This window comes from Streptomyces sp. NPDC048420 (genome assembly GCF_040651535.1).
Taxonomy (GTDB): Bacteria; Actinomycetota; Actinomycetes; order Streptomycetales; family Streptomycetaceae; genus Streptomyces.
On the sequence record NZ_JBEZKG010000012.1, the window covers coordinates 305,207 to 326,419 of the forward strand.

The following is a 21,213-nucleotide window of genomic DNA, read 5'->3' on the forward strand; positions in this document are numbered from 1 at the left end:
ACCACCGCGCGCCAAGCCCTCGCGACGCCGAGCCGACAAACGGCCCCCGCCGAACCGAACGCCGGACCTGCGCAGCACCGAACCGAACCACCGAAGGCCGGACCCCCGCAGGCACCGAACCGAACCACCGCGGGCCGGACCCCGCCACGCCGAACCGAACCACCACCGCCGCGCGCCAAGCCCTCGCGACGCCGAGCCGACAGGCCCACAGGCCCACACACGGACCCCGCCGAACCGAACCGCCAGGCGCCCCCTACGTCAACAGGTCCTCCACCTGCGCCTCCCCCTCCCGGTACCGCCGCGCGATCTCCCCGCTGGACTCGTCCGCCGTCCGCTGCAACCGCTGGCGGCGCCCGGACACCTGCTGCTCGTACCGCACGAGCCGGCCCATCGCCGTGTTCAGCTCCAGGTCGGTGCGGGCCGCCAGGTCCGAGAGTTCGACCTCGGCGAGCATCTCCGCGGCCAGCAGCCGGTACTCCTCGCCGTACGGGGTGCCCAGCGTGACATGGCGGGCCGAGGAGCGGTGGCGGGCCGGGGCGTCGGTGAGGATCTCCGACAGGCGCTCCATCACCGACGCCTCCGCGAGGTGTTCGACGACCGCGCCCGTCGGCGACCGGCGTGCCAGTTCCGCGCGGAGGATGTCGATACGGCCCTGCAGCAGCCGTCGGACATAACTGAGGTCGGCCTCGTCCCGCTGGGCGTCCCGGCGCAGGGTGCGCAGTTCGGGCAGGCTCAGCGTGGCGAGATCGTGCTCGGGCGGTTCCGGGGGCAGCAACGGGCTGCCCGCCCGCTGCACGGGTGGCCGGGGTGTCCCCGGGCTCGCCTCGCGGAGGGGCCCGAAATGCTGCCCCGTACTCGGTGTGCTCATGCGCCTCAACCGTCCCCTCGACCGGCGTGTGGAAGCATCGTGCCACCCCAAGTGGCCGCTATGTGACCGAGTGCCCCCGAACGGCCCCAGATGGGGGGGTTAAGGAGCAAAAACAAACCCGCGGTCGGCCCCTTCCGACCGGACCGGCATGATGGGCGCATGCGAGCGGTGGTGCAGAGGGTGGACGGCGCGAGCGTCGTCGTGGACGGCGAGACGGTCGGGGAGATCAGCGGCGAGGGGCTGTGCGTCCTGGTCGGTGTCACGCATGAGGACACCAAGGAGAAGGCGGCCCAACTGGCCCGCAAACTCTGGTCGGTGCGCATGCTGCACGACGAGAAGTCGTGCAGCGACATCGACGCCCCGCTGCTCGTGATCAGCCAGTTCACCCTGTACGGCGACGCCCGCAAGGGCCGCCGCCCCACCTGGAACGCCGCCGCCCCCGGGGAGGTCGCCGAGCCCCTGGTCGAGGAGGTCGTCGCCCAACTCCGCGCCCTGGGCGCCACGGTGGCCACCGGCCGCTTCGGCGCGCGGATGCGGGTGTCCCTGACGAACGACGGGCCCTTCACGGTCCTGCTGGAGATGTGAGCTCCGCCGGATCTACGCATCCGTCGGCGCCCCCAGCAGGAACTCCCGGCAGTCCCGCGCCACGGCCGCCATGCCGAGTTCCTCGGCCGTCCCCAGAGCGGTGCGGGCGAGGCCACGGGCATCCGCCCGTACCGCCCGGGAGTCCGAACGTGCCCGCGCCCGCGCCTCGTCCAGCCGCAGCCGCGCCATCTGCGCCGGTGAGTGCTGTGCAAGGCGCACCGCGCGCCGCAGGTGCCCGAGCGCGGCCTCCGGCTCGCCCGCGACCTGCGCCAGCAGTCCGCTGAAGCGCGCGGCCGGGCCCAGCAGGACGGTCGGCCAGCCGGCGAGGACCAGTTCACCGGGGTGCGCGTCGAGGAGGGCGCGCAGGGGTGGGACGTACGGCAGGAGTTCCTGAAGGCGTACGTCCTTCGCCGCCAACTCGGCGCACGTCTGGGCGAGTACGGCCGCCGTGGGCAGGGCCCAGCCGCTCGGCGGGAACCTGGTGAACCCTCCGGTGTCGGCGGCGAAGGCGAGCACCTGGTCGGCTGCCTGCTCGTGGCGGCCGGTCTCGCACAGGGCGAGGGCGAGTCCCGCCCGCCACACCGGGAAGTAGTCGCGGCGCCGGACGCCGGACATCAGCGGGGAGCCGAACAGGTCTGCCATCCGGCCCTGTTCGTGCCGGAGCCAGTACGCCTGGCCCAGACAGGTCTGGCTGACGGTGTCGGCGGGCACCGATTGCTCCCGCTCCATGGTCTCCGCGATCGTCCTGGACTCGCCGAGGATCCACTCCTCGGCGGCGGCGAACTCACCCCGCCACAGGTTCATCAGGGCGTCCAGCGTGCCCTGTTGCCAGTGCGCGAGGGTGCTGTGCCGGTGGGCGGCGTGCTCGCGATGGCGTCGTACGGTCGCGTCCGCAGCGGTCACCCGGCCCACCCGCAACTGGTCGATGGCGAGGGCGACCAGGGCCTCGCCCATGAAGTACATCGAGCGGGAGCGGGTGGCCACGTCCCGTAACTCGGCCGACAGCGCGAGGAGTTCACCGGCGGGGGCGAAGTCGTAGAGCGCCCAGCGGCATTCGGTGAGGACCTCGCAGTGGGTCTCGGCGCCGACGGCGGGGAGCCTCTCGCGCAACTCCCGCAGGACGCCCCGGGCGCGGTCGACGCTGGTGCCCGGTTCGGCGCCGGGGACCGCGGTGTCGTCGCCGACGCCCATGGTGAGCTTCTTGACGCGGTGCGCGCTCAGGCGCAGCCGTAACTCCACGGCGGGCAGGTCCTCGCGGCCGGCCAGCGACTTCAGGCACTCGTCGATCCGCGCGAGGAGGTCCCGGTCGACCTGGCCGGGGTCCGACCAGCGGCGGGCGCAGCGCACCACCGCGTGGGCCCGGGCCAGGTCGTCGCCCTCGGCGGCCCGGTACGCCGCGAGGTAGAGCCGCCCCGCCTCGTACATGTCGCCGAGCAGGTGGCGGGTGTCGCCGCGGCGGATCAGCTGGTCGAACTCGGCACCGCCGGAGGCGATCCGCCTGGCCCGTGTCTCACGTGTCTCATGCGTCTCATGCGTCTCATGCGTCTCGCGGGCAGGACTGCCCCGCCGCCGGCGCTCGGGCCGCTCGGGTGCCTCGGGCCGGTCGGGCAGCAGCCCCAGCAGCTCGCCCTCCGCGTGCAGGGCCGTGTCGCACTCCCGGGCCAGCGCGGGAGTGGGCAGCCGACTGCCGTTCTCCACCCGGCTGAGGTAGCTCTTGCTGTAGTTGACGAGCCGTGACAGGCCGCCGAGTGAGAGCCCGGCCGCCTTTCTGCGCATGCGCAGCGCCTCGGCGAATTCCTCTTCCGGTGTCATGGCGCCTCCCCCGGGCCCCTCGCCACTCAGTTCGCCGGACACTTGCTCCCCGTGTCCGCCCGGTCGCTGCCCGTTGCCAAATTATGGGTTGTCAACGGCATACCGCACCCGGTGTTTCCCGGCCGGGCTCACTCTGTACATGCGGAGCGCCCCGTACGGGGGGCGGGGCGCTCACGACCGGAGAGGCGGGACCTACGGCTCTACGACGACCTCCTGGGCCGCGGCCGTCGTGTCGGCGACGAGCCGCGCGTCCACCGGGACGTTCCGCTTGACCAGGGCGAGCGCCACCGGACCGAGTTCGTGGTGCCGTACGGACGTGGTCACGAAACCGATCTTGCGGCCGTCGGCACCCTCGTCCGCGAGCCGGATGTCGGTGCCGGCCGGCGGCAGGTGCACCTCGCTGCCGTCCAGGTGCAGGAAGACCAGGCGACGGGGCGGCTTGCCCAGGTTCTGGACGCGGGCGACGGTCTCCTGGCCGCGGTAGCAGCCCTTCTGGAGGTGCACGGCGGTGCCGATCCAGCCCAGTTCGTGCGGGATGGTGCGGTGGTCGGTCTCGAAGCCGAGACGCGGGCGGTGATGCTCGACACGCAGCGCCTCGTAGGCGAGCAGACCGGCCGCGGGACCGGACTTCCCGGCGAACGACTCCAGGTCGGCGCGCGGCAGGAACAGATCACGGCCGTACGGCGTCTCGCGTACGACGGCTCCCTCCGGCACCTCGGCGATGGAGCCGGCGGGGAGGTGGACGACCGCGAACTCGTCGGTGCGGTCGGCGACTTCGACCCGGTAGAAGAACTTCATCGACTCCAGGTAGGCGATCAGCGCGCCCTGGGTGCCGGGTTCGACGTGGGCCCAGACGGTGGTGCCGTCGTCGACCAGGTACAGGGCGTGTTCGATGTGTCCGTGGGCGGAGAGGATCAGCGCCTCGGTGGCCTGGCCCGTGGGGAGGTCGCTGACGTGCTGGGTGAGCAGCAGGTGCAGCCAGCTGAGGCGGTCGTCGCCGGTGACGGAGACGACCCCGCGGTGGGAGAGGTCGACGAATCCGGTGCCGTCGGCGAGGGCGCGCTGTTCGCGGAACAGATCGCCGTAGTGCGCGGCTACGCCTTCGTCCACGCCCTCGGCTGGGACGGCGCCGGGCAGGGACAGCAGGGGGCTCTTCATATGCACAAGCCTACGACTCGGTAGTTGAATTCTTGAGCTCAAGGGACGTGCGGGAGCAGTCCCTGCAACGGCCGAAGATCGCGAAGTGCTTCATGTCGGTCTCGAAGCCGAACTCCTGGCGGAGCTTCGCGGTGAAGTCGGCGGCCACCTTGACGTCCGCCTCGATGACGTTCTCGCAGTCGCGGCAGACCAGGTGGATGTGGTGATGGCGGTCGGCGAGGTGGTACGTCGGCGCCCCGTGCCCCAGATGGGCATGGCTGACGAGCCCGAGCTCCTCCAGGAGCTCAAGGGTCCGGTACACCGTCGAGATGTTGACCCCCGACGCCGTCTTCTTCACTTCCGTGAGGATGTCGTCGGGGGTCGCGTGCTCCAGGGTGTCCACAGCTTCGAGGACAAGCTGGCGCTGCGGGGTCAGCCGGTACCCGCGCTGCCTGAGGTCGCTCTTCCAGTCGGTGCTCACCACACTGGAAGTCTAGAACTACTTGTCGGAACTACTTGAAGAAAGCGATCCCGTCGTCCGGCATATCGTCGGGAAGGGCCTTCGCCCAGCGCTCGACCTCCTCCGGGGTCACGACCTTCTTCAGGTGGGCCGACATGTAGGGCCGCAGCTCGACCTCGGGGGTCTGCTTCTCGCCGACCCACATGAGGTCGCTCTTGACGTAGCCGTACAGGCGCTTGCCACCGGAGTACGGCCCCGAGGCGGCCGTACGCGCGACGGCGTCGGTCACCAGGTCGATCTGCGGCTTCTGGTCGGCCATCTCGCCGTACCAGATCTCGACCACGCCGTCGTCGCGGACCATCGTCACCTCGACCTTGCGGTCGGCGTCGATGCGCCAGAAGCCGTGTTCGGTCTCCAGCGGGCGGACCTTGTTGCCGTCGTTGTCCAGGACCCAGGTGTGGGACTCGTACTCCAGGAAGTCCCGGCCGTCGTGGCGGAAGGTCACCTCCTGGCCGAAGTTGCACTTCTCCGAGCCCGGGAAGTCGTGCACGCCCGCGCCGGCCCAGTTGCCGAGCAGGAAGGCGAGCGGGACGAGGTCCTTGTGGAGGTCGGACGGGATCTCGATCATGAGTGGCGGTTCCTAGACGGGGGTCAGCGCTGGCCCTGGTACAGCTTCTTCACGGTCAGGTAGGAGAAGGCGAGGACGCCGACGCAGACCAGGACCAGCAGGGCTTCGAAGAAGATCTCCACGGGGTGCTCCTCGGATGAGCGGGGTGCGGTGCATGTACACGGGCCGGGCCCCAGCTTACGCGGCCGGGGCCCGGGGGACTGTGCGAGGTCCCCTACCGGGGCTCAGCCCAGGAGCTGCTCCTGGAGGGCCACCGTCTGGTGGAAGGGGACGGGGTTCGCGGTGCCCTTGCGGGACTGGACGACCAGGGCGAGTACGTCGCCGGCACCGAGGTAGGCGTGGCGGGTCTGTTCCCTGCCGTACGGCTTGGACTCGACGTAGACGGAGGCCGTGATGTCGGTGATCCGGGCCGCGTCCGGGAAGTCCTCGTCGGAGACGGAGTCGGGGGCGTCGCGCAGTGCGTAGCCGGGGCTGCCGTAGGGGGCGATGTCCTTGCCGAACAGGTCGTCCACGACGGCCGCGGTGTCGAACTGGAGCAGGTAGATCCTGGTGCGCGTGCCGTCGGGAGTGGTCCAGCCGCGGGCCGCGATGTGCCGCAGACCGTTCTCGGAGAACGTCTTGCCGAGCTCCTCGCGATCTCCCTTGTCGGGGTACTCGGAGAGCAGGTCCTTGGTCGGCAGCCAGCCGTCGGTTCCGCTGAGCGCCTTGTCGACGGTCGCCCCCTCGGGCGCGGGCAGCACGAGCGCCCGCAGATCGGCGTAGTGACTGCCTGCCTTGTTCTCGGCGGCGAGCGGCCCCGGACTGCCCGAGGGCAACGGCGCCTTCGTCAACGTCGGATACACCCACCGCCCGTCCGACACCGTCGCCAGCCCCGGCACGTCCGTCCGCTCCATCCCGGCGATGCCGTACGCGGTCCCCGCACCGAACGCGGCGAAGGTGAGGACGGCGGCGGTCCAGCGGAGGGTTGCTCGTAGGACACGGCGGTTTCGGGGAGTGAGGGCGGGCTCTGGGGTGGCTATGGGTTCGGGGATGACTGACGGGGCTTCGGCGCTCCGGGGTGACGGCCCGCCGTCCTGCGGCTCGCCCGGCTCGGGCCGACCGACGCGCTCAGTCTCGGCGATCCGCTCCGCCGCCTCGCCCTGGTGACGCCGCTCGGCCCTGTCGACCGACTCCACCACCTCCACCTGCCCGGCCGCGCCGACGGGCTCCGGGCTCTCTGCCTGCCCGGCCTCACGGACCGGCTCCGAGGTCTCTACCTGCTCGGCCTCGCCAACCGGCTCCGGAGTCTCTGCCTGCCTGGCCCCACGGACCGGCTCCGAGGTCTCTACCTGCTCGGCCTCGCCAACCAGCTCCGGAGTCTCAACCCGACCGACCCCACCGACCGAATCCGAGGACTCTGCCCGCTCAGCCTCGCCAACCAGCTCCGGAGTCTCAACCCGACCGACCCCACCGACCGGCTTCGCCGCTTCGAGCCGGGCGGTCTTGTCTTCCGTCTGCTCGGTCATACCGACTCCCCCGGCTCCGCGATGCGGTCGAGCTGTTCGCGCATGAGCATTGCGATCCCGTGCTGCTGCATGGGCTTCGCGCTGTCCGCGGTGAGGCTGACCAGGACGTTGCCCTGCAGGGCGGAGCAGAACATCGAGTCCAGCTTCTCGTCCTTGTCCGTCGGCGGCAGGAAGCAGCGGGCGTCCTTGTGGCCCTCGATCCGGGGCCCGTCGCGCAGGACGTCGTCGAACGCGTCGAGGAACTCGTTCTGGAACTCCGTGATCCCCCGCGCCGCCGCCTTGTTGTCCAGCTGCACCAGCTCGATGGTCACCGTGGAGGCCCTGTCCGTGTAGACGGAGGAGAGCTCGTCGGTGCTCAGGTAGCTGCGCATCGCGATCCCCGTGAGCCGCTGCTTGTCGATCTGCTTCTCCAACTCCTTGCGCTGGGTACGGGGCAGCCCGCTCAACGACTCCTTGCGCAGAGCGGTGGCCTTCGCACCGCTGAGCTCGGCGTCGTACCCGTACTCCCCGATGTCGGGCCCCCGGCTCCACCCGTCGGCGCCGTACGGCACGAGCATCGCCGACAGCCCCTTCGCGGCGGCCGCCTTCTCCCCGGCGGCCTGGTTCTTCGGGAACTTCCACACGGGCGCACCCGCGTCACGGTCGGCGCCGTCAACGGTGACCACGGTGTAGCCGACCCCCGCGACGACCGCCACGGCCAGCACCACCGACCCGACCACCGCGGCGACACGGCCCCGAGGGACCGGCTTCTTCGCGGGCGCCAGGGGCTCGACGGGCTCGGTGGACGCCGTGAGCTCGGCGGGACCGACCTCTCCCACCCGCTGGTTCTCGATCTCGCTCACAGCTTCTTCACCTGCCGCTCGGCCAGGTCCATGATCTTCGCCTTCGGGATGGGCCTGGTGTCCCAGACGAAGATCTTCATGACGATGTCCCCACGCCAGGCGACGGCCGTGGCGTTGTACTGCGGCAGATAACCGGGCTTGGTGTCCGGCTTGGTGTGGACGTACACCATGCCGTTGTCGCTGCCCGGAACCGGCCAGCTCTTGGTGCCGGACTCGGAGTCCTCGTAGTAGTTCTCACTGTCGGCCAGGTCGGAGGCCTGCAGCTCCTCCTCCTGCCGGTACTGGGCGAGGCGGATCTCGACGTTGTAGGTGCCGCCGACCTGCCAGCCCGTGTCAGCCGCGCGGCGGAACTCCTCGGCGACGAGGTCACTGAACGCTCCGGCCGGCTTGTCGTACGTCTCCGCCATCTCGGCCAGCGTCATCCAGCCGTCACCGCTCGCCCAGTCGGCCGCCTTGGCCCCGGACGGCTTCTTCAGCAGCAGCTTGCGCAGGTCGCCGTCGGTCTTCACCCGGCGGTCCTGGGAGGCGGACAGCGGGTCGGGCGCCGGGCCCTTGGCCTGGGCGAGGGTCGGCTGGGAGAGCGAGGGCAGCTTCGTCGGCTCCCGGTCGGCCTGGATCAGATAGCCGGTACAGCTTCCGGCGACGACCCCGAGTACGGCCGCGGCGGCGATCAGCAGTGTCGTACGACCCCGGCGGCGCCGACCGGATCTCGCTACGGGTACTTCGGGTACCTCGGGTACTTCCAACGCGTCCCCCACAAGAGGTGAAGCGCGCATTCCGTATGCGCGCTCCACAGGAGACTCCTGCTCAACCCCCAGAGTTGCGCTGGAGGTTGATCACGATCCGGCCACATCCGCAACGAACACGGCCCGGGCGGCATCAGTGAAGCCCTGCGGCAGCACCTACGCTGCCCGTATGGCGAAGAAGCTCGTGATCAAGGTGACCGCCGGGGCCGATGCCCCCGAGCGCTGTTCCCAGGCGTTCACCGTGGCGGCGGTGGCCGTGGCCAGCGGGGTGGATGTGTCGCTGTGGCTGACCGGGGAGTCGGCGTGGTTCGCGCTGCCGGGGCGGGCCGCCGAGTTCGAGCTGCCGCACGCGGCCCCGCTGCCCGACCTGCTGGACTCGATCCTCGCGGGCGGGCGGCTCACCCTGTGCACACAGTGCGCGGCCCGCCGGGACATCACCGAGAAGGACGTCATCGAGGGCGTACGGATCGCGGGGGCACAGGTGTTCGTACAGGAGGCGCTCGCCGACGAGACGCAGGCGCTGGTCTACTGAATCGTCCACCGGGCGGGCCCACGGCCTGTCACAGGTGATCGACAAATTCGCGGACCGCTTACCCGGCGGGACTACTCTCACGCTCGACGGCCACCCGTCCGTCAACACGACCGCCGCTCTGGGGGACCCACCGCATGCGCGCCCTGCGAATACTTCTGATCATCACCGTGATTCTCGGCGGGCTGTTCGTCGCCGCCGACCGCCTGGCGGTCCACTTCGCGGAGGGCGAGGTCGCGGACCGGCTGAAGACGCAGGAAGGGCTGGCCACGACGCCGAGCGTGGACATCAAGGGCTTCCCGTTCCTGACCCAGGTCGCCGGCGGCGAGCTCGACAACGTCGAGGTCGGGATGGACAGCTACGACGCGGACACCGGCACCAGCGGCGGCAGCATCCGCATCGACGACCTCAAGGCGGACATGAAGGGCGTCGCGTTCTCCGGCGACTACAGCTCCGCCACCGCGAACACCGCCGCCGGTACGGCCACCGTCACCTACGACCAGCTGCTCAAGGCCGCCAAGTCCGAGGAGACCCAGCTTCCGCTGGGCATCACCGCCAAGGTGGTCGGCCTCTCCGACGGCGGCAACGGCAAGATCAAGGTGGACATCGAGGTGAGCGCCCTCAAGGAGCCCGTCACGGTGCTCGGCACCGTCTCCGTCGTCGACGGGGACACCGTCCGGGTGCGCGCCGACTCGATCCCCAGCTTCGGCACCATCACCCTCGCCGACTCCGACGTCCGTTCGATCACGGACTTCGACCAGAAGATCGAGGGCCTGCCGGGCGGCATCAAGCTCGACAAGGTCGAGGCGGGTGCGGATGGTGTGGACATCACGGTGCGGGGTTCGAACGTGAAGCTGGCCGGGTAGGACGAGCGTCGGGCGGGACGTCCTACGTCCGACAGGCGAGACGGCGACGTCCGTACCGTAGATGTGATGACGGCTACATCCGCCCGGGAACCGTGGGAGCCCAGCCCGGGCGGCTCTCTGGTCCCACATTCCGGACGATCGCATCTCAGCATGCGACACACCGGTGACATGCCGGTATGTCCGTCCCTACGATCGACGGCATGAAGCGACAGGCGGATCTCACGAAGCGGCGGGCAGTAGACCTGTGCCGCGTCGCCGCCATGCTCTGTCGCCCCTTCTGAGCGGACGGCATCGACCTCCGCATCCCCCTGCCCCGGTGCCTCGGCACCCTCGGGCATCCGTGCGCCCCGCGCACCCTTCCGCACGCCCCGCCGCAACTGCCCCGGAGGAGAAAGAGCATGAGCCGCAGCGACGTCCTGGTCGACGCCGACTGGGTCGAGGCCAACCTCGACAACGCCGACATCGCGATCGTGGAGGTGGACGAAGACACGTCCGCCTACGAGAAGAACCACATTCGCAATGCCATTCGGATCGACTGGACCAAGGACCTGCAGGACCCGGTTCGCCGTGACTTCATCGACCAGGAGGGCTTCGAGAAGCTCCTGTCGGCGAAGGGCATCGCCAACGACACGCTGGTGGTCCTCTACGGCGGCAACAACAACTGGTTCGCGTCCTACGCCTACTGGTACTTCAAGCTCTACGGCCACGAGAACGTCAAGCTTCTGGACGGCGGCCGCAAGAAGTGGGAGCTGGACGCCCGCGAGCTGGTCGAGGAGGTGCCCGAGCGCGCCGAGACCTCCTACCAGGCCAAGCCGCAGGACAAGTCCATCCGCGCCTTCCGCGACGACGTCGTGGCGGCCATCGGTTCGCAGAACCTCGTCGACGTCCGGTCCCCCGACGAGTTCAGCGGGAAGCTCCTCGCCCCCGCCCACCTGCCGCAGGAGCAGTCGCAGCGTCCGGGTCACGTCCCGAGCGCCCGCAACATCCCGTGGTCGAAGAACGCCAACGACGACGGCACCTTCAAGTCGGACGAGGAGCTCAAGGAGCTCTACGCCGAGGAGCAGGTCGACCTCGCCAAGGACACCATCGCGTACTGCCGTATCGGTGAGCGCTCGGCCCTGACCTGGTTCGTGCTGCACGAGCTGCTCGGTGTCGAGAACGTCAAGAACTACGACGGCTCCTGGACCGAGTACGGCTCCCTCGTCGGCGTTCCGATCGAGCTCGGCGCCAACAAGTAAGACACCCCGTCCAACCCGACCGGCCTTCCTTCCGGTCAGACCCCTCTTTGGAGAAAGACATGTGTGGAGCGAAGGCCGGCGGCCCGGACGCCTCGACGATCAAGCCCGGTGAGACGACCATCCAGGGTCAGGTGACGCGTGACGGCGAGCCTGTGGTGGGCTACGTCCGCCTCCTGGACTCGACCGGCGAGTTCACGGCGGAGGTCCCGACCTCCGCGACGGGCCAGTTCCGCTTCTACGCGGCCGAGGGCACCTGGACCGTCCGCGCCCTGGTTCCGGGCGGCACCGCCGACCGTACGGTCGTCGCGCAGCAGGGCGGGCTCGCCGAGGTCGCGATCGCGGTCTGAGGCATCTGTCCGACCGACTGAAGGGCCGTACCCCTTGGGGTACGGCCCTCCGGCCTTCTCCGGCCTACGCTGGACGTATGTTGGCACGACGGCGTCATGTCTACTTCGCCATGATGGGCACCTGCGTCGGGCTGTTCGTCCTGGCCTGGGGTGTCGTACGGCTCTGGTCGATGCCGGTGGCCGTGGGGATGTGCGTGGTGGCGATGGTGATCCCGCCGCTCGCCGCGATAGTGGCCAACCGGCGCGGGCCCGACGACCGGTGGTGGGACGACCCCTCCGGCGACCCGAAGTCCGACGAGTGGTGGGACGAGCTGGACGGGAAGAGGCGGCGCTGACCCTCCGGGAAGCGGCCCGGCGCCGGGGTGCCCGTAACTGGGGCTGGGCCCCAGACCCCATCGGCCTGAACGGCCTCGCCCTCCTGGCGGCCGAGACCACGCGGGCGGTCGTCTGCCTGTGGACCGAGACCGCCCCGGCGGGCTAGCCGATCGCCCGCCCCAGCACATACACCGCCGGAGCCGCCGCGGCCAGCGGCAGGGCCACGCCCGCTGTGAAGTGGACGAAGCGGGAGGGGTAGTCGTAGCTCGCGACACGGTGGCCGATCAGGGCGCAGACCGCGGCGCCCGCGCCGAGCAGGGCGCCCTTCGCGCCGAGGCCCGTGATCCCGCCCACCGCGATGCCCGCGCCCGCCGCGGCGAGCAGCGAGACGACCACGGAGGCCGGGGTCGGCAGCGGCAGCGCGCGGGCCAGGACGGCGACGGCCACCGCGGCCGCGCCGACGGAGACCGCGTCGGGGTCGGCCGCGAGATAGCCGGTCGCGACGATCGCGAGCGCCGCCGAGGCGACGGTGGCCATCAGGCCGTACATCCGCTCGTCGGGGTCGGCGTGCGAGCGGAGCTGGAGCACCAGGCTGAGCAGGACCCAGACGCCGAGGGTCCCGAGGATCGCGGCGGGCGCGTTGGACCGGCCCGCCGCCAGCAGTGCCGCGTCCGACACCAGCGCCCCGAGGAACGCCAGCGCGATGCCCTGACGGGCGGGCCACATGCCGTTCAGCCGGAACCAGCCGGCCGCGGTGACGGCCTGCAGGACGACCAGGGGTACGAGGAGGGCGTACGACCCGACGGCCGCCGTTCCGGAGAGCAGCAGCCCGAGCAGCGCGGTGAGCGCCGCGGGCTGGACACCGGGCTCGATGATCGGGGACCGGCCTTCGAGACGGGCCCGCTGGGCGTCGGTGACGCGGGCGTTGCCGGCGAGGGTGGCGCGGCCGTAGTCGGAGGAGGCGGAACCGGGAGCCGTCGGCGCGGGTCCATAGGCACCCTGGCCGGGGGCCCCGGCCGCGGAGCCGTAGGCGGAGTGGTCAGCGGGGGTCGGCTGCGCCGCGCCGTATCCCTGGGGCTCCGCCTCGTACGACTGCTGCGGCAGGTACGCCGTCTGCGGGGCGTCCGCGAGCGGTGCGTGGACCTGGGTCTCCCAGGTCTGGCCCCGCCACTGCTGCGTGTGCTGCTGGGCGGCCTGCGGGTCCTCGTAGCCCTGCTGGGCGTGGGCCGGCCAGCCCTGCTGCGGGTACTGGTCGTAGCCCTCGTACGGCTGGTTCGTCATCGTCACCCTCCTGCGAACGGCGGGAGCACCTCGACCGTGCCGCCGTCGGCCAGCCGTACCGTCTCATGTCCGCGGGTGCCCACGGGGTCACCGTCGACGAGGAACGAGCATCGCCGCAGGACGCGCACCAGTTCACCGGGGTGTCGCTCGCGTGCGGCGTCCAGCGCCTCGGCGAGCGTGGCCGCGTCGAACGGCTCCTCGGCGAGACCGGCCGCGGCCTTCGCGGCGGCCCAGTAGCGCACCGTGACCTTTGGCATCCGCTTCCTCAATCGATCGGTGGTTGTACGGGGCCCAGGCTAGCCGCCCGCTGTGACAGCCCAGTCCCCGATACGGCCCAGCAGCTCGTCGTCGGCCGCGTGTTCGGCGTGGCCCATCGGCTCGATCCACAGGTCGGCGTGGTCGCCGGCGGCCTGCGCGAGCATGCGCGGGTGGTCGAGGGGGAAGTAGCCGTCGCGGTCGCCGTGGACGATGAGGAGGGGCGTGGGGGCGATCTTCGGGACCGCCTCCACCGGGGAGAGGGGGACGGGGTCCCAGTCACGGTGGTGGATGCGGGTGCGGAAGCCGTAGCGGCCCACCAGGCGGCCCTCGGGGCGGGTGATCAGCCAGTGGACCCTTCGCATGGGGGCGGTGCCGCGGTAGTACCAACGGGCCGGTGCACTGACCGAGACGACCGCGTCCGAGTGCGCCTGGGTGCGGCCGGCGTGCTCCTGCCGGTACAGGGCCGCGTGCCGCAGCACCACCGAACCGCCCATGGAGAAGCCGACGGTCGCCACGCGCGTGTGGCCGAGTTCGCGCGCCCACGCCACCGCCGCGGCCAGATCGAGTACCTCGCGGTCGCCGACCGTCGAGCGCCCGCCGGAGGCTCCGTGGCCGCGGAAGGAGAAGGTGACCACGGCGCCGTACCGCGCGAACGCCTCCGCCACCCTCCGAACGTGCGGGCGATCCACATCGCCGGTGAATCCGTGCGCGATCACGAACACCGGGATACGGGAGGGTGGCGCGGATGTGTCGTATACGAAGGAGGGCGGATCGTATACGGAATCGATCGTCACGCCGTCGTCGGTGTGCAGAAACGTCCGTATAGGTGCATGTCTGCGCGTCTCAGAGTGCGGACGAGCCGTGGAACGCGCCACACGACCTGCCGGATCAATGCTCATGTGGGCTATTCTCGTCGGAAGAGGACTCGGGCAACGCAGCCCCCGGGTCCTTTTGTGCTTTCGGATACTCCCGTATACGAAAGCTACGACCCTCGCGGGACCGAGGAGGAACCAGACATATGAGTTCTCTGCTGCTCCTGACCAACGCCCTCCAGCCGTCGACGGAGGTGCTGCCGGCCCTCGGCCTGCTGCTGCACAACGTGCGTGTGGCTCCGGCGGAGGGCCCCGCTCTCGTCGACACCCCCGGTGCCGACGTCATCCTCATCGACGGCCGCCGTGACCTGCCCCAGGTGCGCAGCCTGTGCCAGCTGCTGCGCTCCACCGGCCCCGGCTGTCCGCTCATCCTGGTCGTGACCGAAGGCGGCCTCGCCGCCGTCACCGCCGACTGGGGCATCGACGACGTTCTTCTGGACACCGCCGGCCCGGCCGAGGTCGAGGCGCGGCTGCGTCTCGCCATGGGCCGCCAGCAGATCGTCAACGACGACTCCCCCATGGAGATCCGCAACGGCGACCTGTCGGTCGACGAGGCGACCTACTCCGCGAAGCTCAAGGGCCGGGTCCTCGACCTCACCTTCAAGGAGTTCGAGCTGCTGAAGTACCTCGCCCAGCACCCGGGCCGCGTCTTCACGCGCGCGCAGCTGCTGCAGGAGGTCTGGGGCTACGACTACTTCGGCGGCACCCGGACGGTCGACGTCCACGTACGACGGCTGCGCGCGAAGCTCGGACCCGAGCACGAGTCGCTGATCGGGACCGTCCGGAACGTCGGTTATCGATTTGTTACGCCCGAGAAGGGCAGCGTCGCTGCGGGCGAGGACGCCAAGGCCAAGGGCGCCCTGACCGACGCTTCCGGCCCGGCAAACACGGAGGATGCGGACGAGAGCGCCGCCCTGGACGCCTCCGAGGTAGCGGCCGAGGCATAGCGGGCTCTCCGCCTGGGCATGGCTCCCGCGCGGCGTACTTCCCGGTAGCCGTTCGCGGGGGCACAGTGCCTCCTTCACGCCCTGCCCAGAGTGGGTCCATCCGCGTAGACTCCGCGCGTGGCCAAGGTAACCAGGGATGATGTGGCGCGGCTGGCGGGAACGTCCACCGCCGTAGTGAGCTATGTCATCAACAACGGACCCCGGCCGGTCGCCCCGGCCACGCGCGAGCGTGTCCTCGCCGCGATCAAGGAGCTGGGGTACCGGCCCGACCGGGTCGCCCAGGCGATGGCGTCCCGGCGCACGGATCTCATAGGCCTGATCGTGCCGGACGCGCGCCAGCCGTTCTTCGCGGAGATGGCGCACGCGGTCGAACAGGCCGCGTCCGAGCGCGGGAAGATGGTGCTCGTCGGGAACTCCGACTACATCGGCGAGCGCGAGGTCCACTATCTGCGGGCGTTCCTGGGAATGCGGGTCTCCGGGCTGATCCTGGTCTCGCACGCACTGAACGACAACGCCGCCGCCGAGATCGAGGCGTGGGACGCCCGGGTCGTACTGCTGCATGAGCGGCCGGAGGCGATGGACGACGTCGCCGTCGTCCTCGACGACCTCACCGGCGCGAAGACCGCCGTGGACCATCTGCTGGGGCACGGGTACGCGTACGTCGCCTGTATGGGCGGCACCGCCGACACCCCCGCCGTCGGTGACCCGGTCTCCGACCACGTCGAGGGCTGGCGGCGGGCCATGAACGAGGCCGGGCTCCCCACCGAGGGACGGCTCTTCGAGGCGCCGTACAACCGCTACGACGCGTATCAGGTGGCGCTCGGGGTGCTCTCCGGGCCCGATCGCCCGCCCGCGATCTTCTGCTCCACCGACGACCAGGCGATCGGCGTGCTGCGGGCCGCGCGTGAGCTGCGCATCGACGTGCCGGGGGAGCTGGGTGTCGTCGGCTTCGACGACATCAAGGAAGCGGCGCTGGCGGACCCGCCGATGACCACGATCGCGTCGGACCGCTCGGCGATGGCCCGGGCCGCCGTGGATCTCGTACTGGACGACGGCGTGCGGGTGACGGGGTCCCGCAAGGAGCGGCTGAAGGTGTTCCCCTCGAAGCTGGTCGTACGGCGGTCCTGCGGGTGTGAGTGACCTCTCGGACCGGTTCCCTTAAGGGCGTCTGAGAGCTCCTGGCCGGAGGCCAGCGGCGGCTTTATATCGGGCATACGAGGTTCTGGCGGGCTTCTCAGGGAGCGCTCAGGGAGCTCTCATGGTTGCGCGACAAGCTCTTTCACATGACCGAGAGCTTCCGCCGCGACGGCGAGTACGAGCAGTACGAGAACCCCTACCAGGGCGCCCAGCAGCAGCACGCTTCGTCGCCCGTGAACCCCGAGTGGCCGCCCCCGCCGGCGCAGCCGCCGGTCGTCGAGCCCACCACCGTGTGGCCGGGCCGGCAGGCTCAGCCGCAGCCCCAGCCCGCCGCCTTCACCTCCGGCGGCGACGGCAACGGCGGCGGAACCGCTCTCCTCACCGCACCCCCCGCCGAGCCCGCGGCCCCCGCGCCGAAGAAGCGCACCCGCGGCCCCCTCGCCCTTCTCGCCGCCGTCGCGATCGTCGCCGCGGCCATAGGAGGCGGCACCGCCTACGGCATCCAGGAGCTGACCGGCAACGACACGGTCGCCTCCAGCAGCACCAGCACCAACGTGGTGCCGTCCTCCGCCAAGGGCACGGTCGCCGGGGTGGCCGCCGCGGTCAGCCCGAGCATCGTCGAGATCAACGCCACCTCGAACGCCGGCGAGTCCACCGGTTCCGGCGTGATCATCACCAGCGACGGCGAGATCATCACCAACAACCACGTCATCTCCGGCGCCTCCACCATCAAGGTGAGCACCAGCGACGGCAAGACCTACACCGCGAAGGTCGTCGGCACCGACAGCAAGAAGGACCTGGCCCTGATCAAGCTGGAGAACGCCTCCGGCCTGAGGACGGCCACGCTCGGCAACTCCGACGGCGTCCAGGTCGGCGACCAGGTCGTGGCGATCGGCTCCCCCGAGGGCCTGACCGGCACCGTCACCAGCGGCATCGTCTCGGCCCTGAACCGTGACGTCACCGTCTCGACGGACGAGGGCCAGGGGCAGAACCAGGGCGGCGGCATGGGCCAGTGGCCGTTCGAGTTCGGCGGCCAGCAGTTCAACGGCGACACCGGCTCCTCGACGACGACGTACAAGGCGATCCAGACCGACGCCTCGCTCAACCCGGGCAACTCCGGCGGCGCGCTGATCGACATGAACGGCAACATCATCGGCATCAACTCGGCGATGTACTCCGCCAGTTCGGACTCGTCGACGGCCGGCAGCGCGGGCCTCGGCTTCTCCATCCCGATCAACACCGTCAAGTCCGACCTGGCCACGCTGCGGGCCGGCGGCGCCGACAGCTGACCTCCCCCTGACCCTCGTAGGAGTACGTCATGATCAAGCAGGTTTCGCACACGGTGGCCGGCACCGACGCGGCCGGGTTCGCCCTGGCTCTTGAGGTGGCGTACGCACTGCACCCGCCGGTGACGCGGGCGCCCGAGGTGGCGTCCGTGGCGGTGGCCCGGCGGGGCGTGACCGCGGGGGCCCGCGGCCGCCGCCGTAGCGCCGCACGCGGCTGAACCCCTGCTCCTGACGCGCCGACCGGGAACCATGCGAGGCTGAAAGCGTTCACTACCTTCAGCTCCCTGTCGTCCCCCGCACCCGAGGAATCCCCAGCCATGAGCCCCGCCGAAGGCGACCGTGACCCCCAGCGCATCCTGATCGTCGACGACGAGCCCGCGGTGCGCGAAGCACTCCAGCGCAGCCTCGCCTTCGAGGGCTACGACACCGAGGTCGCCGTGGACGGCGCCGACGCCCTCGACAAGGCGACCGCGTACCAGCCCGACCTGGTCGTCCTCGACATCCAGATGCCCCGCATGGACGGCCTCACCGCCGCCCGGCGCATCCGCGGCGCGGGCGACACCACGCCGATCCTGATGCTGACGGCCCGCGACACGGTCGGCGACCGGGTCACCGGGCTCGACGCGGGCGCCGACGACTACCTCGTCAAACCGTTCGAGCTGGACGAGCTGTTCGCCCGGGTCCGGGCGCTGCTGCGGCGCAGCTCGTACGCGGCGGCGGCCGGGGCGGGTGCCGTCGAGGACGACGAGGCACTCACCTTCGCGGACCTGCGGATGGATCTCGCGACGCGTGAGGTGACCCGGGCGGGGCGGCCGGTGGAACTGACCCGCACGGAGTTCACGCTCCTGGAGATGTTCATGGCCCACCCGCGCCAGGTCCTCACCCGCGAGCAGATCCTGAAGGCGGTGTGGGGCTTCGACTTCGAACCCTCCTCCAACTCGCTGGACGTGTACGTGATGTATCTGCGCCGCAAGACGGAGGCGGGCGGCGAGCCTCGGCTCGTGCACACCGTGCGCGGTGTGGGGTATGTGCTGCGGCAGGGTGGGGCGGAGTGAAGAGGGTCCTACGGCGTTACCGGTCACTGCCGATCCGGTCGCGGCTGGCGCTGCTGGTGGCGGCAGCGGTGGCGTTCGCGGTGGCGGCGGTGTCGGTGACGTGCTGGTTCATCGTGCAGGGGAAGCTGTACGACCAGGCCGACGGCGATCTGAAGGACATGGCGCGGCGGCCCGGTACGGTCCAGGCGCTCCTCCAGAGGTGCACGCAGACCCCGCAGAAGAACACCCAGGACGGGCTCGGCCGGAACGACTACGTCCAGGCGATCAAGACGGAGGGCGCTCCCTGCGTCGACCCGAACTCCCCGGGCACGGTCAAGGTCACCAGCAGCGACAAGGGCGTCATCGACGGCGCGAAGAGCAACGTGATCTACTTCCGCACCGGCGCCGACACCGACGGCAACGCCGTACGCGTGCTGACCCTGTACCTGGGCGTGGACCAGAACGACTCGCAGGGGGTCGCCCTGCAACTCGCGGTCCCCCTCAAGGGCACCCAGTCCACCCTCAACGAACTCGCCCTCATCCTCCTCCTCGTCTCCGGAGTCGGGGTGCTCGGCGCAGGTGCCGCCGGTCTCGCCGTGGCCCGTGCCGGTCTCCGTCCCGTGGACAAGCTGACCGAGGCCGTCGAGCAGGTGGCGCGCACCGAAGACCTGAACATCCGCATCCCCGTCGAGGAGGACGCCGAGGACGAGGTCGCCCGGCTCTCCCGCTCCTTCAACTCGATGACGACCTCCCTCGCCAACTCCCGCGAGCTCCAGCAGCAGCTGATCGCCGACGCCGGCCATGAACTCCGTACCCCTCTCACCTCCCTGCGCACCAACATCGAGCTCCTCACCCGCAGCGAGGAGACCGGCCGCCCCATCCCCGAGGCCGACCGCAAGGCGCTGCTCGCCTCCGTGAAGGCGCAGATGACCGAACTGGCCGCCCTCATAGGCGACTTGCAGGAGCTGTCGAGGTCCGAGGGCCAGCGCGGCGAACGCGTGCAGGTGGTGTCCCTTGAGGACACCGTCGAGGCGGCCCTGCGCAGGGCCCGTCTGCGCGGACCGGAGCTGACCATCAACGCCTCGCTGGAGCCCTGGTACACGCGAGCCGAACCGGCCGCGCTGGAGCGCGCGGTGGTCAACATCCTCGACAACGCGGTGAAGTTCAGCCCCGCGGCCGGCACGGTCGAGGTGCAGCTCAGCGACGGTGTCCTGACCGTCCGCGACCACGGCCCCGGCATCCCCGCCGACGAACTCCCGCACGTCTTCGACCGCTTCTGGCGCTCCCCCAGCGCCCGCGCCCTCCCCGGCTCCGGCCTCGGCCTCTCCATCGTCGCCCGCACGGTCGAACAGGCCGGCGGCCAGGTGACGCTGGGCCACGCGGACGGCGGCGGCACGATCGCGACCGTACGACTGCCGGGGGCGCCGACTCCGCCGCCGGAGGCTCCCGCCGCCGTACGGTGAACGCCTTGCTGTCGATGTCCTGTCAACCCTCCCGCGTTCTCGACCCTACTCACGGGTTCTCTGCCAGCTTCCTGAGTCATCGAACAGGTGCCCCACGCATCTGTCCTCAGCACTCAGGAGTGAAGAACCCCCCATGCGTTCGTTTCGTACATCGACTCTGAAGAAGAGCGCCCTCGCCGCCGCGTCCGTGGCCCTCGCCGTCACCGGCCTGCTGGCCGGCTCGGGCACCGCGCAGGCCGCCGGCCCGGCCGGGGCGCAGAACGTCCGGGGCGTCGATCCCGGGAACACCGATGTGATGCTGGACCGGCTGTGCGGTCAGGAGGGCAGCCTGACCGGGGTCTACGGCGCGCTCAACGTCGACACCGGTGAGTTCAAGACCCGGGACGAGTACCTGCGGGACGTGGTCGGGCTGTGGGTGCCCGCCGGGCCGTGGGAGCTGTTCCGCGGCTGGTGCGGGTACGCGCAGGCCTCGACCTGGTCGGTGAAGGGCGAGCCCGTCCGTACCTCCGAGTGGACCGGCAACCACGGCACCACCGAGGACAAGGTGACCTTCGTCAGCGGGTACAGCACCAAGACGTTCGCCAAGAAGAGCGTCGGCGCCACCATCAGCCTCTCGCTGGCCAAGAGCATCTTCTCCGGCACCGTGGGCGGCAGTGCCGGCTACGAGTGGGGCTGGGAGAAGAGCTCGTCCTTCGAGCGGCGCAGCGAGAAGTCGATACCGCCGTGCACCCAGGTGGCGACCACCTGGACGCCGTATCAGCGGGTGGTCCGCGTGAACCCGGTGTTCTACGTCGAGGACTACCAGTGGAACAAGGGCGACGGCGAGGTCACCACGCACACCTGGCGTGGCCGGGACGCGAGTTGGAAGACGATCTACTCGTACGGCTACTACATCGACGGCGTCTCCGACAAGCTCCTGCCGAACGGTCAGCCGGACGGCCGTGAGGACAAGTGGCAGGAGAACCTCGACCCGAAGACCTGCGCGAAGTAGGCCGGTTCGGGCGGCAACCTTCCGTGCGGGGGCGGCGACTGCACTGCGGTCCCTACCCCCCGCACG

25 protein-coding genes are annotated in these 21,213 nt (G+C 70.6%); 14 read left to right on the forward strand and 11 right to left on the reverse strand.

Annotated elements, in window-relative coordinates:
- Nucleotides 1–253 precede the first annotated feature (253 nt).
- Complete coding sequence (locus AB0D34_RS24455; protein WP_362664698.1) at nucleotides 254–868, reverse strand: aerial mycelium formation protein; 615 nt, start codon at nucleotides 866–868, stop codon at nucleotides 254–256.
- Between the two features lie 159 nt (nucleotides 869–1,027).
- Between AB0D34_RS24455 and dtd the strand changes: the two genes are divergently transcribed.
- Complete coding sequence (gene dtd, locus AB0D34_RS24460) at nucleotides 1,028–1,453, forward strand: D-aminoacyl-tRNA deacylase (RefSeq protein ID WP_053846071.1); 426 nt, start codon at nucleotides 1,028–1,030, stop codon at nucleotides 1,451–1,453.
- Between the two features lie 12 nt (nucleotides 1,454–1,465).
- On the opposite strand, the gene AB0D34_RS24465 is transcribed toward dtd, so the two are convergent.
- The 7 genes from AB0D34_RS24465 to AB0D34_RS24495 form a co-directional block, all read right to left on the reverse strand.
- Nucleotides 1,466–3,265: a helix-turn-helix transcriptional regulator gene (locus AB0D34_RS24465; RefSeq protein WP_362664700.1), complete on the reverse strand. Its 1,800-nt coding sequence runs from the start codon at nucleotides 3,263–3,265 to the stop codon at nucleotides 1,466–1,468.
- A 192-nt stretch (nucleotides 3,266–3,457) separates the two neighbouring features.
- Complete coding sequence (locus tag AB0D34_RS24470; RefSeq protein ID WP_362664702.1) at nucleotides 3,458–4,423, reverse strand: folate-binding protein; 966 nt, start codon at nucleotides 4,421–4,423, stop codon at nucleotides 3,458–3,460.
- A 10-nt stretch (nucleotides 4,424–4,433) separates the two neighbouring features.
- On the reverse strand, nucleotides 4,434–4,886 hold the full coding sequence (locus tag AB0D34_RS24475) for a transcriptional repressor (protein WP_362664704.1): 453 nt from the start codon (nucleotides 4,884–4,886) through the stop codon (nucleotides 4,434–4,436).
- 28 nt (nucleotides 4,887–4,914) lie between these two features.
- A complete protein-coding gene (locus tag AB0D34_RS24480; protein WP_362664706.1) occupies nucleotides 4,915–5,490 on the reverse strand; it encodes an FABP family protein in 576 nt (191 codons plus the stop codon).
- A gap of 224 nt (nucleotides 5,491–5,714) precedes the next feature.
- Entirely contained in the window at nucleotides 5,715–6,521 is an 807-nt protein-coding gene (locus AB0D34_RS24485) for a hypothetical protein (RefSeq protein WP_362664841.1), read from the reverse strand.
- Nucleotides 6,522–6,991: 470 nt separating this feature from the next.
- The gene (locus tag AB0D34_RS24490) at nucleotides 6,992–7,837 is read right to left on the reverse strand and encodes a hypothetical protein (RefSeq protein ID WP_362664708.1); all 846 of its coding nucleotides are present in this window, start codon (nucleotides 7,835–7,837) and stop codon (nucleotides 6,992–6,994) included.
- A complete protein-coding gene (locus AB0D34_RS24495) occupies nucleotides 7,834–8,583 on the reverse strand; it encodes a hypothetical protein (RefSeq protein WP_362664710.1) in 750 nt (249 codons plus the stop codon). The genes AB0D34_RS24490 and AB0D34_RS24495 overlap by 4 nt, the downstream gene beginning before the upstream one ends.
- A gap of 169 nt (nucleotides 8,584–8,752) precedes the next feature.
- Here AB0D34_RS24495 and AB0D34_RS24500 point away from each other — a divergent pair, with 169 nt between their 5' ends.
- From AB0D34_RS24500 to AB0D34_RS24525, 6 genes are all read left to right on the forward strand, one after another.
- Nucleotides 8,753–9,115, forward strand: a complete 363-nt coding sequence (locus tag AB0D34_RS24500) for a DsrE family protein (protein ID WP_055617547.1) — start codon at nucleotides 8,753–8,755, stop codon at nucleotides 9,113–9,115.
- A 134-nt stretch (nucleotides 9,116–9,249) separates the two neighbouring features.
- Nucleotides 9,250–9,978 carry a DUF2993 domain-containing protein gene (locus AB0D34_RS24505; protein WP_362664712.1) on the forward strand — a complete coding sequence of 243 codons (729 nt, stop codon included), beginning with the start codon at nucleotides 9,250–9,252 and terminating at the stop codon, nucleotides 9,976–9,978.
- A 200-nt stretch (nucleotides 9,979–10,178) separates the two neighbouring features.
- Complete coding sequence (locus AB0D34_RS24510) at nucleotides 10,179–10,259, forward strand: Ms5788A family Cys-rich leader peptide (RefSeq protein ID WP_350751515.1); 81 nt, start codon at nucleotides 10,179–10,181, stop codon at nucleotides 10,257–10,259.
- A 117-nt stretch (nucleotides 10,260–10,376) separates the two neighbouring features.
- Complete coding sequence (locus tag AB0D34_RS24515; protein ID WP_362664714.1) at nucleotides 10,377–11,216, forward strand: sulfurtransferase; 840 nt, start codon at nucleotides 10,377–10,379, stop codon at nucleotides 11,214–11,216.
- Nucleotides 11,217–11,275: 59 nt separating this feature from the next.
- Nucleotides 11,276–11,563 carry a DUF1416 domain-containing protein gene (locus AB0D34_RS24520; RefSeq protein WP_007382995.1) on the forward strand — a complete coding sequence of 96 codons (288 nt, stop codon included), beginning with the start codon at nucleotides 11,276–11,278 and terminating at the stop codon, nucleotides 11,561–11,563.
- A 77-nt stretch (nucleotides 11,564–11,640) separates the two neighbouring features.
- Nucleotides 11,641–11,898, forward strand: coding sequence for a DUF3099 domain-containing protein (locus tag AB0D34_RS24525; protein ID WP_362664716.1), 258 nt, complete (start codon nucleotides 11,641–11,643; stop codon nucleotides 11,896–11,898).
- A 142-nt stretch (nucleotides 11,899–12,040) separates the two neighbouring features.
- Here the strand turns inward: AB0D34_RS24525 and AB0D34_RS24530 are convergent, their stop codons facing one another.
- From AB0D34_RS24530 to AB0D34_RS24540, 3 genes are read right to left on the reverse strand one after another with little or no spacing between them, the layout of a single operon-like run.
- On the reverse strand, nucleotides 12,041–13,159 hold the full coding sequence (locus AB0D34_RS24530) for a hypothetical protein (protein WP_362664718.1): 1,119 nt from the start codon (nucleotides 13,157–13,159) through the stop codon (nucleotides 12,041–12,043).
- 2 nt (nucleotides 13,160–13,161) lie between these two features.
- Nucleotides 13,162–13,416 (reverse strand): MoaD/ThiS family protein, encoded by a 255-nt coding sequence (locus tag AB0D34_RS24535; RefSeq protein ID WP_123761663.1) that lies wholly within the window; start codon nucleotides 13,414–13,416, stop codon nucleotides 13,162–13,164.
- A 39-nt stretch (nucleotides 13,417–13,455) separates the two neighbouring features.
- A complete protein-coding gene (locus AB0D34_RS24540) occupies nucleotides 13,456–14,316 on the reverse strand; it encodes an alpha/beta fold hydrolase (RefSeq protein ID WP_362664720.1) in 861 nt (286 codons plus the stop codon).
- 119 nt (nucleotides 14,317–14,435) lie between these two features.
- Here AB0D34_RS24540 and AB0D34_RS24545 point away from each other — a divergent pair, with 119 nt between their 5' ends.
- From AB0D34_RS24545 to AB0D34_RS24575, 7 genes are all read left to right on the forward strand, one after another.
- Nucleotides 14,436–15,236 (forward strand): response regulator transcription factor, encoded by an 801-nt coding sequence (locus AB0D34_RS24545; protein ID WP_362664722.1) that lies wholly within the window; start codon nucleotides 14,436–14,438, stop codon nucleotides 15,234–15,236.
- A 117-nt stretch (nucleotides 15,237–15,353) separates the two neighbouring features.
- On the forward strand, nucleotides 15,354–16,376 hold the full coding sequence (locus AB0D34_RS24550) for a LacI family DNA-binding transcriptional regulator (protein ID WP_362664724.1): 1,023 nt from the start codon (nucleotides 15,354–15,356) through the stop codon (nucleotides 16,374–16,376).
- A 143-nt stretch (nucleotides 16,377–16,519) separates the two neighbouring features.
- Nucleotides 16,520–17,662 carry a trypsin-like peptidase domain-containing protein gene (locus AB0D34_RS24555; RefSeq protein WP_362664726.1) on the forward strand — a complete coding sequence of 381 codons (1,143 nt, stop codon included), beginning with the start codon at nucleotides 16,520–16,522 and terminating at the stop codon, nucleotides 17,660–17,662.
- A 29-nt stretch (nucleotides 17,663–17,691) separates the two neighbouring features.
- Nucleotides 17,692–17,877, forward strand: a complete 186-nt coding sequence (locus tag AB0D34_RS24560; protein ID WP_362664728.1) for a hypothetical protein — start codon at nucleotides 17,692–17,694, stop codon at nucleotides 17,875–17,877.
- A 99-nt stretch (nucleotides 17,878–17,976) separates the two neighbouring features.
- Nucleotides 17,977–18,714 (forward strand): response regulator transcription factor, encoded by a 738-nt coding sequence (locus AB0D34_RS24565; protein WP_362664730.1) that lies wholly within the window; start codon nucleotides 17,977–17,979, stop codon nucleotides 18,712–18,714.
- Nucleotides 18,711–20,156, forward strand: a complete 1,446-nt coding sequence (locus tag AB0D34_RS24570) for a HAMP domain-containing sensor histidine kinase (protein ID WP_362664732.1) — start codon at nucleotides 18,711–18,713, stop codon at nucleotides 20,154–20,156. The genes AB0D34_RS24565 and AB0D34_RS24570 overlap by 4 nt, the downstream gene beginning before the upstream one ends.
- 133 nt (nucleotides 20,157–20,289) lie before the next feature.
- Nucleotides 20,290–21,147, forward strand: a complete 858-nt coding sequence (locus AB0D34_RS24575) for a hypothetical protein (protein ID WP_362664733.1) — start codon at nucleotides 20,290–20,292, stop codon at nucleotides 21,145–21,147.
- Nucleotides 21,148–21,213 lie beyond the last annotated feature (66 nt).

Coding starts and splice junctions, on each gene's coding strand:
- AB0D34_RS24455 (WP_362664698.1), bottom strand. CDS start 868: ATGAGCACACCGAGTACGGGGCAGCATTTCGGGCCCCTCCGCGAGGCG.
- dtd (WP_053846071.1), top strand. CDS start 1,028: ATGCGAGCGGTGGTGCAGAGGGTGGACGGCGCGAGCGTCGTCGTGGAC.
- AB0D34_RS24465 (WP_362664700.1), bottom strand. CDS start 3,265: ATGACACCGGAAGAGGAATTCGCCGAGGCGCTGCGCATGCGCAGAAAG.
- AB0D34_RS24470 (WP_362664702.1), bottom strand. CDS start 4,423: ATGAAGAGCCCCCTGCTGTCCCTGCCCGGCGCCGTCCCAGCCGAGGGC.
- AB0D34_RS24480 (WP_362664706.1), bottom strand. CDS start 5,490: ATGATCGAGATCCCGTCCGACCTCCACAAGGACCTCGTCCCGCTCGCC.
- AB0D34_RS24500 (WP_055617547.1), top strand. CDS start 8,753: ATGGCGAAGAAGCTCGTGATCAAGGTGACCGCCGGGGCCGATGCCCCC.
- AB0D34_RS24505 (WP_362664712.1), top strand. CDS start 9,250: ATGCGCGCCCTGCGAATACTTCTGATCATCACCGTGATTCTCGGCGGG.
- AB0D34_RS24510 (WP_350751515.1), top strand. CDS start 10,179: ATGAAGCGACAGGCGGATCTCACGAAGCGGCGGGCAGTAGACCTGTGC.
- AB0D34_RS24515 (WP_362664714.1), top strand. CDS start 10,377: ATGAGCCGCAGCGACGTCCTGGTCGACGCCGACTGGGTCGAGGCCAAC.
- AB0D34_RS24520 (WP_007382995.1), top strand. CDS start 11,276: ATGTGTGGAGCGAAGGCCGGCGGCCCGGACGCCTCGACGATCAAGCCC.
- AB0D34_RS24525 (WP_362664716.1), top strand. CDS start 11,641: ATGTTGGCACGACGGCGTCATGTCTACTTCGCCATGATGGGCACCTGC.
- AB0D34_RS24530 (WP_362664718.1), bottom strand. CDS start 13,159: ATGACGAACCAGCCGTACGAGGGCTACGACCAGTACCCGCAGCAGGGC.
- AB0D34_RS24535 (WP_123761663.1), bottom strand. CDS start 13,416: ATGCCAAAGGTCACGGTGCGCTACTGGGCCGCCGCGAAGGCCGCGGCC.
- AB0D34_RS24540 (WP_362664720.1), bottom strand. CDS start 14,316: ATGAGCATTGATCCGGCAGGTCGTGTGGCGCGTTCCACGGCTCGTCCG.
- AB0D34_RS24545 (WP_362664722.1), top strand. CDS start 14,436: ATGAGTTCTCTGCTGCTCCTGACCAACGCCCTCCAGCCGTCGACGGAG.
- AB0D34_RS24555 (WP_362664726.1), top strand. CDS start 16,520: ATGACCGAGAGCTTCCGCCGCGACGGCGAGTACGAGCAGTACGAGAAC.
- AB0D34_RS24560 (WP_362664728.1), top strand. CDS start 17,692: ATGATCAAGCAGGTTTCGCACACGGTGGCCGGCACCGACGCGGCCGGG.
- AB0D34_RS24565 (WP_362664730.1), top strand. CDS start 17,977: ATGAGCCCCGCCGAAGGCGACCGTGACCCCCAGCGCATCCTGATCGTC.
- AB0D34_RS24575 (WP_362664733.1), top strand. CDS start 20,290: ATGCGTTCGTTTCGTACATCGACTCTGAAGAAGAGCGCCCTCGCCGCC.